16 protein-coding genes and 1 pseudogene are annotated in these 14,179 nt (G+C 35.2%); 6 read left to right on the forward strand and 11 right to left on the reverse strand.

Annotated elements, in window-relative coordinates; genetic code table 11:
• Nucleotides 1–101: 101 nt before the first annotated feature.
• A complete protein-coding gene (locus AZF08_RS22325) occupies nucleotides 102–2,219 on the reverse strand; it encodes a transglycosylase domain-containing protein (RefSeq protein ID WP_033673925.1) in 2,118 nt (705 codons plus the stop codon).
• A gap of 129 nt (nucleotides 2,220–2,348) precedes the next feature.
• On the opposite strand from AZF08_RS22325, the gene AZF08_RS22330 reads away from it, so the two are divergent.
• Nucleotides 2,349–2,822 (forward strand): antibiotic biosynthesis monooxygenase family protein, encoded by a 474-nt coding sequence (locus AZF08_RS22330; protein ID WP_033673926.1) that lies wholly within the window; start codon nucleotides 2,349–2,351, stop codon nucleotides 2,820–2,822.
• Nucleotides 2,823–3,382: 560 nt separating this feature from the next.
• Here AZF08_RS22330 and AZF08_RS22335 read toward each other — a convergent pair.
• From AZF08_RS22335 to ecsA, 6 genes are all read right to left on the reverse strand, one after another.
• On the reverse strand, nucleotides 3,383–4,813 hold the full coding sequence (locus tag AZF08_RS22335) for a PH domain-containing protein (protein ID WP_033673927.1): 1,431 nt from the start codon (nucleotides 4,811–4,813) through the stop codon (nucleotides 3,383–3,385).
• Complete coding sequence (locus AZF08_RS22340) at nucleotides 4,806–5,282, reverse strand: PH domain-containing protein (RefSeq protein ID WP_033673928.1); 477 nt, start codon at nucleotides 5,280–5,282, stop codon at nucleotides 4,806–4,808. The genes AZF08_RS22335 and AZF08_RS22340 overlap by 8 nt, the downstream gene beginning before the upstream one ends.
• 84 nt (nucleotides 5,283–5,366) lie before the next feature.
• Nucleotides 5,367–5,549, reverse strand: coding sequence for a hypothetical protein (locus AZF08_RS22345; protein WP_033673929.1), 183 nt, complete (start codon nucleotides 5,547–5,549; stop codon nucleotides 5,367–5,369).
• Between the two features lie 223 nt (nucleotides 5,550–5,772).
• Nucleotides 5,773–6,492 (reverse strand): EcsC family protein, encoded by a 720-nt coding sequence (locus AZF08_RS22350; RefSeq protein ID WP_033673930.1) that lies wholly within the window; start codon nucleotides 6,490–6,492, stop codon nucleotides 5,773–5,775.
• A gap of 13 nt (nucleotides 6,493–6,505) precedes the next feature.
• Nucleotides 6,506–7,717: an ABC transporter permease gene (locus AZF08_RS22355; RefSeq protein ID WP_033673931.1), complete on the reverse strand. Its 1,212-nt coding sequence runs from the start codon at nucleotides 7,715–7,717 to the stop codon at nucleotides 6,506–6,508.
• Nucleotides 7,710–8,453 carry an ABC transporter ATP-binding protein EcsA gene (gene ecsA / locus AZF08_RS22360; protein WP_033673932.1) on the reverse strand — a complete coding sequence of 248 codons (744 nt, stop codon included), beginning with the start codon at nucleotides 8,451–8,453 and terminating at the stop codon, nucleotides 7,710–7,712. The genes AZF08_RS22355 and ecsA overlap by 8 nt, the downstream gene beginning before the upstream one ends.
• 590 nt (nucleotides 8,454–9,043) lie before the next feature.
• Between ecsA and AZF08_RS22365 the strand changes: the two genes are divergently transcribed.
• From AZF08_RS22365 to AZF08_RS22380, 3 genes are all read left to right on the forward strand, one after another.
• Nucleotides 9,044–9,478 carry an HIT family protein gene (locus tag AZF08_RS22365; RefSeq protein ID WP_033673933.1) on the forward strand — a complete coding sequence of 145 codons (435 nt, stop codon included), beginning with the start codon at nucleotides 9,044–9,046 and terminating at the stop codon, nucleotides 9,476–9,478.
• Nucleotides 9,479–9,791: 313 nt separating this feature from the next.
• Nucleotides 9,792–10,154: a YtxH domain-containing protein gene (locus AZF08_RS22375; protein ID WP_033673935.1), complete on the forward strand. Its 363-nt coding sequence runs from the start codon at nucleotides 9,792–9,794 to the stop codon at nucleotides 10,152–10,154.
• Nucleotides 10,155–10,454: 300 nt separating this feature from the next.
• Nucleotides 10,455–11,012: an HTH-type transcriptional regulator Hpr gene (locus AZF08_RS22380; protein ID WP_033673936.1), complete on the forward strand. Its 558-nt coding sequence runs from the start codon at nucleotides 10,455–10,457 to the stop codon at nucleotides 11,010–11,012.
• A gap of 6 nt (nucleotides 11,013–11,018) precedes the next feature.
• Here AZF08_RS22380 and AZF08_RS22385 read toward each other — a convergent pair whose 3' ends face one another.
• Nucleotides 11,019–11,354 carry a DUF1878 family protein gene (locus tag AZF08_RS22385; protein ID WP_033673937.1) on the reverse strand — a complete coding sequence of 112 codons (336 nt, stop codon included), beginning with the start codon at nucleotides 11,352–11,354 and terminating at the stop codon, nucleotides 11,019–11,021.
• A 119-nt stretch (nucleotides 11,355–11,473) separates the two neighbouring features.
• Between AZF08_RS22385 and AZF08_RS22390 the strand changes: the two genes are divergently transcribed.
• A complete protein-coding gene (locus AZF08_RS22390) occupies nucleotides 11,474–11,668 on the forward strand; it encodes a hypothetical protein (protein ID WP_033673938.1) in 195 nt (64 codons plus the stop codon).
• A gap of 31 nt (nucleotides 11,669–11,699) precedes the next feature.
• Here AZF08_RS22390 and AZF08_RS32045 read toward each other — a convergent pair whose 3' ends face one another.
• A complete protein-coding gene (locus AZF08_RS32045) occupies nucleotides 11,700–11,837 on the reverse strand; it encodes a YjcZ family sporulation protein (protein WP_321141627.1) in 138 nt (45 codons plus the stop codon).
• Between the two features lie 486 nt (nucleotides 11,838–12,323).
• On the opposite strand from AZF08_RS32045, the gene prsA reads away from it, so the two are divergent.
• Entirely contained in the window at nucleotides 12,324–13,169 is an 846-nt protein-coding gene (gene prsA / locus AZF08_RS22395; protein WP_033673940.1) for a peptidylprolyl isomerase PrsA, read from the forward strand.
• Between the two features lie 73 nt (nucleotides 13,170–13,242).
• On the opposite strand, the pseudogene hepT reads toward prsA, so the two are convergent.
• Both hepT and mntA read right to left on the reverse strand, forming a co-directional pair.
• Nucleotides 13,243–13,616, reverse strand: a pseudogene (hepT, locus tag AZF08_RS22400) (type VII toxin-antitoxin system HepT family RNase toxin).
• On the reverse strand, nucleotides 13,606–14,013 hold the full coding sequence (gene mntA, locus AZF08_RS22405) for a type VII toxin-antitoxin system MntA family adenylyltransferase antitoxin (protein ID WP_033673942.1): 408 nt from the start codon (nucleotides 14,011–14,013) through the stop codon (nucleotides 13,606–13,608). Before mntA ends, hepT begins: the two are co-directional and overlap by 11 nt.
• Nucleotides 14,014–14,179: the final 166 nt, after the last annotated feature.

Here is a 14,179-nt window from a genome sequence, read left to right on the forward strand (position 1 = left end):
CAAAATGCATACCATTATGTACGTTGTTCATGAAATTGACACAAACGTTCGTAAAAACGCTTACTATTTTTGTAACATTCTTATTATAACATAAGCAAAAACTACGGTTTAGCTACTTTTGTCTTTTCTCCCTCTCGGTTTGTTTGCGGATTATACGGAACGACATAAAAACTTGGTTTCGAGAAAACATTAATAAACTTTTCCTCGTACTCACCAATCCCTTTTACTGTTCCAATATGAGTATGTCTTCCATGTTCTACTTTATAAATCCGATATAGAATCCGATTATCTGGAAGTGGATTCCAACTTAACTTCATAGTAAACAAGCCCAATGGACTAAAGAAGAGCTTCGCCTTTAGATTGTCCATTTTACTTAAGCGAATTGGTCTCCCAATTGTCTCGACACCTTTTGGCTGCGTAAAACTTGTTTTATCTTGTACATTTGCTTTCGTTAAAATTTTTTTGAATAATGCTGTTGCGGATAGCTTTCCATCCTGTAATTGATGTTCTTTATCCGTACAATCATATCCAATCCATACCGCACCTACTAAACTTGGTGTATAGCCAACAAACCAAAAATCTCTAGCACCTTCACTTTGATCTGGAAGTGACGTCGTACCTGTTTTCCCAGCTAATGCACCGTTATATTCCCCTGCCTTTGCTGTACCTTCTTCGACAACACCTTCTAACATTTTTGTCATATACCACGCTGTTTGCTTTGAAAAAATTTTTGTTTCTTCTGGAGGTGGTTGTCCAATGAGTTCTCCATGACGATTTAGCACTTTTTCAATAACATGAGGCTCGATAATCTTCCCATTCGCTAAGAAAGCACGATACATCTTAACAAGATCAAATGGAGAAACCCCCTCTTTTAATCCACCAAGTGCCGTACTTAAACCAGATTCTGCAATATGAATATTGCCCTTTTCTAAATATTGCTTTCCTTCCTCTACCCCCAGCTCATTTAATAACGATACAGCTGGCACATTTGCTGATTCTAAAAGCGCATCATACATCGTTACCTCTTTTGAATACCTGTGATTATAGTTTCTTGGTTCATATCCTTCAAAAGAAATCCGCTCATTTGTTAATAAAGAATACGGATTATATTTTTTTGTTTCTAGCGCTGGCGCATACACAATTAAAGGCTTTAACACAGAGCCAGGCTGCCTTTTCGCAAATACCCTATTAAAACCTCTCGGCACATAGTCTCTTCCGCCAATCGCAGCTCTAATTCCGCCACTTACATTGTCCATTAATAAAAAAGCTCCTTGCGCTCCATTTCCTTTACCAGGAAAATTGCGTGCATCTTGAAATTGATCATAAGCTACTTTTTGAAGCTTTTCATCCATTGATACAACAAATGTATAGCCTCCGCGGAGTACTTCTTGATGTGATAAGCCATATAAACGTGCAGCTTCATCTATCACCATGTCTATATATGGCATATAAGCAAGTTCCCGCTCATCTAAGCTTTTATAAAGAGCGATTGTTTTCCCTTGATAACGAACACTTTCCTCTGCTGATAAATATCCTTGCTTATGCATAAGAGACAAAACTAAATCACGGCGTCCTTTACTCTTTTCTGGATATAAGAAAGGAGAATACCCATTTGGAGCTTTCGGAAGCCCCGCAAGCATCGCTCCTTCTTCAACTGTCAACCCCTCTACATTTTTATTAAAATACAATTTTGCCGCCGCCTGAATCCCATAAGCACCATGTCCAAAATAAATATGATTCACATACATTTCAAGAATCTGCTGCTTCGTATATTTTTGTTCTAGTTGAAGGGATATCGCCACTTCTTTTAATTTGCGGGCTACCGTTTTTTCCTGATTTAAAAAAACATTTTTGACTAACTGCTGTGTAATTGTACTCCCGCCTTCCATTTTCTCTCCTGCTAAAATATCTTTATATAGCGCTCGAAACACAGACGGGTAGTCCACTCCATGATGCTCATAGAACCGAGCGTCTTCTACAGCAATAAATGCCTCTGCTACATGCTTTGGAATCTGTTCAATTGGTACAAGCTCTCTATTTTCTACATATAACTTTGTAATTTCTTTTCCTCGCTGATCGACGATACGTGATGAAGAGTGGAAAACAAGTCGTTTTTCATCCATCATATAACCGCCAGCTAATACAATCAGTTTATAGAATACGATCGCAACTACAAACACCGCTACGACGCTCATTAGGATCCACTTTATGTTCTTCATACATCGTCCTTCTTTCCAAATGATGGTACATTTATTATTTGGAAAACGACTATCTTTATGTATATAATCTTCGAATTTTTTCACAAGAGTTGCTATAATAAAGTCAAACTCATAAAGGAGGCATTACAAATGAAAGCAATTATTTCATACGAAACACCTCTCAAGCAACCACATTTCACTGCAAAAAATAATGAAAAAGATATGTTTTATAAAGAAAATACGGAAGAAACTGCAGAAGGATCACTTCAATATGACGTGCTAGACGCAGTCGGGGAATTTAAAGGACAACCTGGATTTATTGTTTGTAACAACATCTCTGTTACAGACGAAGGTCGTCCCGTTTTTGAAAATCGTTTCAAAAACCGCGCAGGACTTATTGAAAACGAACCTGGTTTCCAAGCTATCCGTGTGCTTCGTCCATTAAGTAACGATACATATGTCATTCTAACAATGTGGGAAAATGAACAAAACTTCAAAGACTGGACAGAGTCTAGATCTTTCGAAAATGCACATAAAAAACGCCCTGCACAAACGAATGCAGAGCCGCAAAAAAGTATTTTTTCAAGACCATCTTTTGTGACGACATTTGATGTACAAGCATAAACATTTTAAAGTAGAAAAGCACTTCTTTACGTAAAAGAAGTGCTTTTTCTCCCCCTCATATGAACCTCACTACACAGTCATAGTTATTAATATGACTGTGACTGAATTTCTAATTTTCATTTACATCACCTATTATCTTTTTTACTTAAAAGAATTACCGTTATCAGAAGTTGTTTTAACTCCTTTATAATCGATAAATACTATCCCATATCCCCGACATAGGTTGCCAACTTCCTATTTCTAAGTCCATATTCTGTTAAGAACGGTATGATTGCTTTTGGATAAAGGTTTGTGTTTTGAAGGTCTTCTAATGGCAACCATTCAAGTGCTAATTGATCAAGATCAAATTCTATACCTTTCCCAAAAGAACGATCGTCATCAGGATACAGGCATTCAAAAAGATGAACAACGACATGTACATTACTATCCCACTCGGCATGGGGCTAAAAAAGGATCTGACTGCTTTTATGCATGGCCGGATCCTCTCGCCCTCCTAAAAAGAAAAGGCTTTTGTCTTTTTTACTTTATTAAAAAACACCCTTTCAAAAGGGTGTTTTCTTCTACTTCTTTTTATACCAATCTTGCATACACTCTGCATCTTCTAAACGCGTATGCTCCAACTTGTAATGATGTCCGCCCTCTGATGAAGCAATAATAAATATATATGTGCATAACTTATCTTTACGTTGAAAGAACGTTTGCGTCTTCGAGAGTGATTGTATATGCCTTCTACGAATTAAACCTGTACGCTTTCCAAGACCTCTAGATACGATTGTCAGCTGCTGGTCATGTAGTGCATATCCACCAGCTGTAAACGATATGTAACCTAACCATGTAAGCAAAATAAATAGCGGAAGTAATACTAACAATGCAATATATTTTTCAAAATATATCCCTGCTCCTGCAATTAGGATTGTTAAAAAAATAAAGAAGATCCAACTTCCAAGTAAGTAACGTCTTAATGCCGCCTTTGGTAACCCGATAAGATTTGTTTCCATTTTATAAGGGAGTTCCAGATGCTCTAGTAAACCGGATACATGCGCTTTTTTCATAAGGGGATGTATCGTTACACTTTTCTCCCCTTTTTCAGCATTTTGAATGACTTCTACATGAATCGAACAATAACCTAACCATTCACGTAACAACGTTTCTTTTATTGTAATCCCTTGAATACGATGCGTTTTTAAAACAATTTCTTTCTTCTCAAAAAGACCTTGTGAAACTCGTATTTCATTGCCATTTCGAACGATAGTAAAATTGGCGTGCTTCATTGCATATCGAATCGTTGATAAGATCCACGACAGAACAAGTAGCACTGCAACGCCGTATACCCAAACGTAAACATCAAAATCAAAATCCATCACATATTTTTCAGCTTTTTCTACAATCCATTTCGGAGCATAGTCGTGCGCTTTTGAATAAATAAACAATAGCACAGAGAACACGATTCCAAATTCACCAGAAGTGATGGAAGCAAAAATAATTTCTTTCCATGTTAGTTTGTATTCAGACGATTTCGGTTCTTCTTGTAAAACTGAATCTGTTATCTCTTCCTGATTTTCTCTTTTTACAGTCGCTTCCTCATTTAATAGAGAAATAAGTGCTTTTGCCTCTTCAAGGGTTACACCAGCCAAACTTACTTCTGGTTCTTTCCCCCCACCCGCTGTTTCAATCTTCAGTTTCGTTAATCCTAATAATTGATATAGAACATTTGAACTTGTATTTATTGTTTGTACACGTTCTTTATTTAAGTAACTCTCTTTTTTCACAAACATTCCTTGCTTTATGTGCAATACATTGCCCTTAATCCAATATACTTTGTAATACCAATGTATAACTGCAAAGAAAATCGTCCCAACAAAAACTGCAATCGGGATCATATACCAAAAAGGAAACTTCCCATTTAAACTAATTAAAGGAATCAGCCCTGGTAAGAGGTGAGAAATTTTTATTTCCAGTAAAATTGTTATGGGATGCTGCCTCTTATACATCCTCATCACTCACCTTCGCAAGTTCTGCAATTTGTCGTTTCAATTGCTCTGCCTCTCTCATCTTTAAACCTGGAATACTATGAGAAGTAGCCGCCGTTGAAATTTGTAATTCTGCTAAATCGTATTTTCTCATAACTGGACCTTGTTCAATTGTAACGTGTTGCACACGAATCATCGGAACTAATACACGTTTTACTGTAAACATTCCGTGCTGAATTTCTAATTCTTCTTCATTTAATTGATAACTATGGTAACGTTGACGTAGTTTTTGAAACACAAAATAATCGAATGGTGTATATACAATCGTCGCAACAACAAGCACCCAGAAAAGCCACTCCCACCAATTAAACTTAATCATAAAAAAGAGATAAGCTAGAATTACTAGTACACTAATTCCCGTTTCAATCAAAACTCGAATTTTCCACACCTTGACCATATCAGGATGAATTTCATTTTCCAATGGCTGCATCTAATCACTCCAAATCTAGAAATCTAATATATATAAATTCTCTTATTATATATATTATAAGGTTTTACAAAAAATAGAAATGTTTTAATGCTCCTTCTTTTCCTCTTCTTTCTTCTCTGGTATAAAACAACCGAACCAAATGAACCAAATGAGACTAATGTATGCCGTCCATTCTTTTTCACCTTGAAACGCATCAATCACATCAGGAAATTTATAAACTCCAATTAAACCAAGAAATCCAAGAAACCAATCTTTTCGAAACTTCATATTTCCCTCTCCTCTCTATCGATTAATTGATTTTATCTATTTTTGCTTTCCCACATACGAATCGCAATTATGAAAACAAAAGCGAATCGGCGCAAATTCAAATATATCGACCGTTTCTCAAAATGTATCGGCGATTTTTTCAATATATCGGCTTTGCGACAAAGGATATCGGCTTTGCGACAAATAACAACAAAAAAACAGGAGCCAGAGGGCTCCTGTTTTCTCAAATAACGAGTCCCTTTTGCTGAAGTAATCGCAAACGATAACAGTTCATCGTCACTTCTCCGAGTCGTTGTAGTAATTGATAATTCGCATAAGCTCCAACTGGTGCACCAATAACCGGAACAAGCTGGAGCATCTTCGCTAAATCGATATAATCACGATATTCTTGCTGAAATTTCTCCCAATCGATATGGTTTTCTTCCTTCGTATCCCATGTTTCAATTGCTTTCCATATTTCTTTACGGTACTCATCGCTTGAAAAGGCAAGTTGAAAGACATGAAGGATAAAAAGCCGTTCTTCTTCTTTGCTCGTATCAAACCCATAAACAGTAGCTGCATCAAATAAAAATTTAATTTTAATACTGAGTAAGAGCGGAAAATCTGCAAGCCCAAGGAGAAAACCACCAGCCCCCGTCCCTGCACCTTCTGCTGCCGCAATTTTTTTATACTCATCCATTTTTTTGATGACTTCTTCATCTCTTCTTTGCAGCGACCAATCTGTTTCCTTTAATTTGGGCTTTATAAAATTAGAACCAACACTAATACCTTGAACCATCTTTTTGATTGTTTCTGTTAAGGCTTTTTGCACTTTTTCAGGGATAAGCTGTTGTACTTTCGTTTGTACCTTTTTGGAAAACCGGGTCATCATAGAAGAATCTTTCATGATCGTATGCTTCCACTGCTGCACTTCTTTTATGACCTTCTCTTCATATTCAGTCATAGGTTCATTCCTTTCAACTTAAACGCTCAATGCGTTTTGCACCGTATTGATAGACGAAGCCAATACTAAAGACTATGCTAACAGCAAATAAAATACACGTCATAATGATATCTTTTGTTGCGAAAGCAAATATGATTGTAAATACAATACTACCTGTGCAGAGAATTGCACGTAGCAGGGTAAGAAAATCTGTTTTCTTTTCTTCTATAGCTACTGGATATAGATCAAGCCAAAGTTTCAAACGATGATGTTTCCAAAGGCTTAATAGCTGATAACCAATTAAGTATAAAAACACAATACTTACAATGAAACGACCATATAAAAATGGGATAAAGTAAAGAATGACACCGCCAATAGCGAGTAAACGAATATACAAACCAAAATAATTACCCGATCTTAAGAACGTTCTTGTATATAAATATAAATACATCCGTTTTTCACCAATGATTGTAAGAACAAAATCAAGCCACTTCCGGCGTGATACCCGTTCTTTTAATGCTGGTACATCAACAAACATATTCGCAATACGGTATAGGAACATCATTTTCTTGCCTTCTTCTGCAATTAAATATTCCCAATTCAGCGGTTTTCCTTTAACCATTTGATGCATAGCTACGAGGTACATAACCATTACAAGGAGAATAGCCCCTATGTAAATGACAGAAGCATGTCCGACAAGAATGTATACAAACAAAGCATTACATATAAAACGAATAAACCAATCTCCACGCTGCATTCTTTGATCTGTTAAAAATGATTTTTCCCATGTCACAAATAAATTCCACGCTTTTACTAAAACGAGTGCAACGACAATCCATATGTAAGCCCCACCCGTCTGCTTCGTTTGCTGGAAATATAAAGGAGCAAGTGCAGCGGCCACAATCGCTATCACATAGAGCTGAATTGTAAATGTAAAGAAAAACGCCTTTGTAAAGTATGGTTTTAATCTTTCTTCGACCGGAAGCAAATATACAAGATCCGCTTCTTTTAATAACGTCTGAATGGAGCCTGTCGTTAAAGCAAGTCCAAGTAAAACTGCCATAACGAGTGCGGTGGGAAACGAAGGTGTTAGCGTTTGTAACCATTGCTGATAATAGTAAGCCCCCGCACCAATGATAAAGACAAAAATAAATTTCAAATGATCATTAAAAACATATTTACTATATGTACGAACTTCCTTTAAAAAATGCCTGAATCGTTCTTTCCATAACGCTTTACTATTCATAATCTTCTTCCTTTGTTAATGCAATATAAATATCGTCTAGTGTTGCACCAGGCATATTAAATTGCGACTGCAATTCAGATAATGTCCCTTTCGCCCTTACTTCACCTTGATGTAAAATAATAAAAGAATCACAATAGCGCTCTGCTGTCGCTAAAATATGTGTACTCATTAAAATTCCCGCACCGCTCTTTTTCATTTGATCCATCATTTGTAGAAGTGATTGAATTGCTAATGGATCTAACCCCACAAAAGGTTCGTCAACAATATAAAGCGCTGGTTCAACAAGAAACGCACTCATAATCATGACCTTTTGTTTCATCCCTTTTGAAAAATGGGCTGGGAACCATTTTAAGCGATTTTTCATTCGAAATTCTTGCAATAACTGCCCTACGCGTTCCTCATATTGCTTCTCATCTACGCCATATGCCATCGCTGTTAACTTTAAATGTTCTTCTAATGTTAACTCATCGTATAATACAGGCGTTTCAGGAATAAAAGAAAAACTGGATCGATATGCCGTCATATCTTCGCGAATTGTTTTTCCGTTAATTGTTACACTGCCTTTTTTCGGTTCCATTAAGCCAATAATATGTTTAATCGTCGTACTCTTACCAGCTCCATTTAAGCCGATTAAACCAACAAGTTCACCTTTATTAACAGAAAATGAAACATTTTGTAATACAGGTCGCTTCGTATATCCCCCTGTAACATTGTCCACACGTAATAACTGTTCCATATGACACCACTTTCTTCGTTATATTCATTCGCTTTTAAAAAGCGTATACTCCACTAGAATGTATATATCCATCTTACCAAAAACAGAAGATACTACATAGTACCCTGATTTCTTCAAAAAAAATTTAATTTCTTTACATATCCTCTGCAAAACGGGACATCATAATTAGTGAAGAAGGAACACATTGAAAAAGCAACCACCAAATTGATGAATACAACTTAGTGAAATCATCATGAAATGGGGTGTCCATCATGGACAAAGAAAATTTACACGAAACCAGATAATTTGTTTCATTTTAGAAACGGGGTGTCTCGCGGAGAGTATATACTGTTTTATAAAATAAACAATTTCATTTCATAAAAGATTGCAATTTCATTTTATTGAAAATGGGGTGTCTACGGCAGAAACTTTAGCCGAATTACCATGCATTTCTTAAATAAATGAGGTGTCTGCGAAAGGTAAATTATAAAAATGCTTTTTCAATCCCTCTTCAGAAAACAGGAAGCTGAGCCAGCTTCCTGTTTTTCGTGTTTGTTCTCCTATGTAATTATGTTAAAATACGGCTAAGACTACTCGAAAGGATGAGAACTATGAATCATACAGCGGATAATTGTATTTTTTGTAAAATCATTGAAGGACAAATTCCTTGCTCAAAAGTATATGAAGATGAACATGTACTTGCATTTTTAGATATTAGTCAAGTAACAAAAGGACATACACTTGTTATTCCAAAAGTACATAAGCAAGATATCTTTGCTTTAACGCCAGAAATTGCATCCCATATTTTTTCTGTCGTTCCTAAAATCTCAAATGCGATTAAATCTGAATTTAATCCCGTCGGCTTTAACCTGTTGAACAACAATGGCGAAAAAGCGGGACAAACTGTATTCCACTTCCACCTGCATTTAATTCCACGCTACGGTGAAAACGATGGTTTCGGGGCCGTTTGGAAATCACACCAAAATGAATATACGACGGAAAGTTTACAAAATATCGCAAGTACGATTGCAAATAGTGTAAAATAAAAATAACAACACGATTTATCACATGCTAGCAAGTAAACCGTACTATAGAAACATATAAAATAAGAGTGTACATAGCAAGCCTACTCCTCCAAAAGAAATATACTGCATGGCTTGTTTCTTAACCCAAAACGCTGGAGGATACGATCTTTTTTGCTTTACAAATAACAATAGATGCATAGCACGCACAAGAAAGAAAAGACTTACAATAAAACAAATGGTTGTCACGAGTTTCACCTTTCTCCCCCCTTGTCTTAAGCATATGCATTGTTTTATACATCATGAATACGAACAAAAAATAAGGAGGTATCCTTTTATGTCAAAAGCTAAATCCTTTATAACAGGTATACTTTGCGGCGGTGCTGTCGCTGGACTAGCCGTTCTTTTTTCCACTCCTTCTTCTGGTAAAGATATGCGCAATAAGCTAAAAGAAAAAGGAAATGATATTAAAAAGACGTTAGCAGATATTACTGCTGATACAAAGTTATTAAAACGTCAAATTGTTGAAACTGCTTCAGAAGGTAAAGAAGTCTTTCAAGAATTGAAAGATGATATGCAAGATACGCTTTCCACATGGAAACAAGATATTTCTCAGAATAAGCGTCATATTGAACAAGAGATTTTAGACATTCAAAAATCAATTGAAAAATTGCAACAAACAGTTCCAGAAAAAGCGTAAAACACGTTCCATTCTTAGTTTTTGCATATAACAAATATTTTTTATAACTGTTTCTCCTAACACGGCATATCACATAGATATGCCGTGTTTTTATGCATTTACAATATATGTTATCCTCTATTGCGTAAAGATAACATATGTAGTTTTAACACCTAAAACGCGTCCACAATTATGCACGATTTGTATAAGAGTGTAGTTTTACCGAAAAATTTTCACAATTCTCACAAAAAGACTTTATTAATTTTTATTTTACTGGCATAATAGATACTAATGAATAAGAATGTAAAAGTGGGTGAGTAAATGAAAAGTGGAGAAAAAGATTATTCGGTAAAAGAAGCAATGATTTTTAGTCAACGTATCGCTCAATTATCGAAGGCGTTATGGAAATGTGTAGAAAAAGATTGGCAGCAATGGATAAAACCATACGATTTAAACATTAATGAGCATCATATTTTATCAATCGCTTATCATTTAAAAGGGGCTTCTATTTCTGAGATTGCAAAGTTTGGTGTTATGCACGTATCGACGGCATTTAACTTTTCTAAAAAGCTTGAAGAGCGCGGCTATCTTGTATTCTCAAAAAAAGAAGATGATAAACGGAATACGTATATTGAAATTACAGAAAAAGGGGAAGAATTACTGCTGCAATTAATGGAGGAGTATGACCCTGAAAATAATTCTGTCTTTAATGGCGCTCTTGCTCTTCGCAATTTTTACGGGAAATTCCCAGAAAACATTGAATTAATCGCAATCTTACGAAATATTTACGGTCAAGATTTTATCGATATTTTTGAGAAATCATTAGAAAATATTGAGGAAAACTTTACAGAACACGATCAAAAATTAATTAAAAAGTAATGCCAGTTATTTTTTCGCTGTCATGCGTGAAAATTCTTTCATAACTGGCTGAAATAACCCTTGTCTTACAAGCGCTTCCGCAGTTTCGTTTACTTCGAGCTGATGTGGAAGCGCTTTTTCGAATTGCTCCAAAAGAGCATCAAACAAAAGTAAACCTTCTTGCTTCTCTATTATGTATTGTTCATTCAATTGTTCACAAAGCGATAATATACGTTCGATATCCTTTTTTCGAGCTTTCTTCTTGATAATCAAAGAATAAAATGGACACTTATCTTCATCGATCATTTGAAAAAGAAGTTCTACATAATATTCCGCTTGCTCTAGTCGTTTTACAACGTCCATTTTCTTCCTCACTTTCTAACACAAGGTCTTCTATTTCTGAATTTTATAACACGAACAAAATATCGTATGATACAATATATAAAAGTATATGTATTTTGGCCAAAAGGAGGTATCTCCTCGTGACTCTTATAGAACTTGTTTTTGTCACATTTGCACTTATTGTTCTATTCTACACGAATTTCCTGACACATACACTGTGTGAGCGAAAACAACTATCCGAGAGCCACCAAACGAGGGCTTTTCGGGTTATTAATGTATGTATTACTATTCTATTAATTTCTAGTTATATAGAAATTATATTTCATGGAAAGTGAGGAAGGAAAGTCCCTTCCTCACTTTTTTCCTCTATAAGCAAATTATACCTATTATAACTAATAAAATAAACAGTACAAGCAATAAAATAAGTAGTGAATTCATACGCCCATCCCATCCCTTCTCCTCTTTTCTATATAAATACGGATTGAAAGACCGACATAAAACCATTCCTTTTAGGTGGAAGAGAAGATCCGCTCACGGATAGAAGCGGTCAGTGCCCTTTTTAGCCCCATGCCATGTGAAAACAGAAGGAAAAAATGAGAGGAAGTCCCCTTCTGTTCTTCATAGCCGCAATTTATATGTTGGAAAATCAAATTGGATATATATATATGCACATTCGCCCAAAATGGTACTCCCCTTCAATCTGACAATCTTCATAAACAAATGGGCATTTTTTCTTTATCAATAGGAAAAGACGTCAAAATATGATATATTAATTTTTGTACATATTGCTTATACTATAAAAAAAATTACCTTCAGCTAGATTTTATCCTCAGCCTCGGTAAGCCCTGTTAAGCAGGCTTTCAACTTGATAAGAAAGCGAAACCAGTGAGACTTAATCGGGCTCTTATGGACAAGCATAACCTTTAATGAGGAAATTGTTCATTTGTGCGGGATAAATTAAAAATACATAATAGTAGGAGTGTTTATTGAATGAAGAAAGCTATGCTTGCCTTAGCCGCAACAAGTGTAATTGCCTTATCAGCATGTGGAACAGGATCATCTGATAAAATTGTAACATCTAAAGCTGGTGACGTAACAAAGGATGATCTTTACACAGCAATGAAGCAACAATCCGGTAAACAAGTTTTACGTAACATGGTTATCGAGAAAGTCTTTGTGAAAAACTATAAAGTTGAAGACAAAGAAGTTGATAAAAAATATGATGAATTTAAAAAGCAATACGGTGATCAATTCGAAACACTAATGAAGCAACAAGGCCTTAAAGAAGAAACTTTAAAAAATAGTGTTCGCGCTCAATTAGCAACAGAAAAAGCTGTTGAAAAGAGTATCACAGAGAAAGAACTAAAAGAAAATAATAAACCTGAAATTAAAGCAAGCCACATCCTTGTAAAAGATGAAGCAACTGCGAAAAAAGTAAAAGAAGAACTTGGTCAAGGAAAATCATTTGAAGAGGTAGCAAAACAATACTCTGAAGATAAAGGCTCTGCTGAAAAAGGCGGCGACTTAGGTTACTTCGGACCAGGTAAAATGGTACAAGAATTTACAGATGCTGCATATAAATTGAAAAAAGATGAAGTAAGTGAACCTGTGAAATCACAATTCGGTTACCACATCATTAAAGTAACAGATATTAAAGAACAAAAACCGTTCGAGCAGGAAAAAGAAAATATTAAAAAAGAACTTATTGCGAAGAAAACTCAAGATGCTGAATTCATGAACGACCTTATCACTAAAGAAGTTAAAAAATCTGATGTGAAAATTGAAGATAAAGACTTAAAAGATATCTTTGATGCTCCAAAAGCAGAAAAGAAATAATAAAAAAAGCTCGGCACATGCCGAGCTTTTTTATATGAATCACCAAATATGCCAATCCTTGTCTTTTTTACTTCTACAAATCTAATATCCCCATAATTTCCTTAGCAAACAGTTTAAAATTATTCAAATGCTTCTCAATGATTTGACGGACAATGTCTAAGTTCACACTTTGATAATCATGAACAGCAATGTTACGAAATCCTACCATTGCCTTTAAGTTCTTTGCTAATTCCTTACTAATCAATCCTGCCTCTACTAATAAATCAAATGCTTCCCGGCTAGATTGTGGCAATCCTAGCTTCCTGCCTGCTACAATATGCATCGCTAAATCAATACTTGCTTCGTATAATCTTTTAAATTATCTGGATTGTTTTCATATACATCTTTAATCCTATTTATACAACGCTCTATCGTAGCAATTTTGTTGAGAATCACTTCATTCTTCATATATAGTACCTCTTTTCTTAATATCATCAAATATGACCTGGCGTTCCTCATTCAATCTCGCATACATTTTGAGAGCTTTCATTTCAAATACTATTTTGCGCTCTTCGTCCGAACAATATATTGTTTTTCCTTTATGTATAATCTGTGCTTGAAAAATTGTTGATGCTTCTGATAAATCAACTAAATCAACCTCTTTATGAACAATATTTGCTAATTCCTGTGCCAACAAAAAACGTTCATAATTACCTAGCATTATATCACTGGCATATGCTATATCGATATCACTATCTTCTCTTTCCCGATTCTCTGCTGTCGATCCAAATACAATAATCCAATATGGATTTACTGTTTCTTTCAGTTTCTCAATAATAAATGTTACCATATTTTGAGGAATCATATTATCCATTCTCCCTTACCATTCTTATCCTTTATTTTATCATAACCATTAACAGCCTACTAAAAAACCCGAATTGTGTACTTTCAAAGTGTCCACAATTCGGGTTATCATTCAGAAAAAAATGTATTTATTTTTTATCCCACTATTCTCAGACAGTGCTAGGGAA

The organism is Bacillus gaemokensis (assembly GCF_001590835.1).
GTDB lineage: Bacteria > Bacillota > Bacilli > Bacillales > Bacillaceae_G > Bacillus_A > Bacillus_A gaemokensis.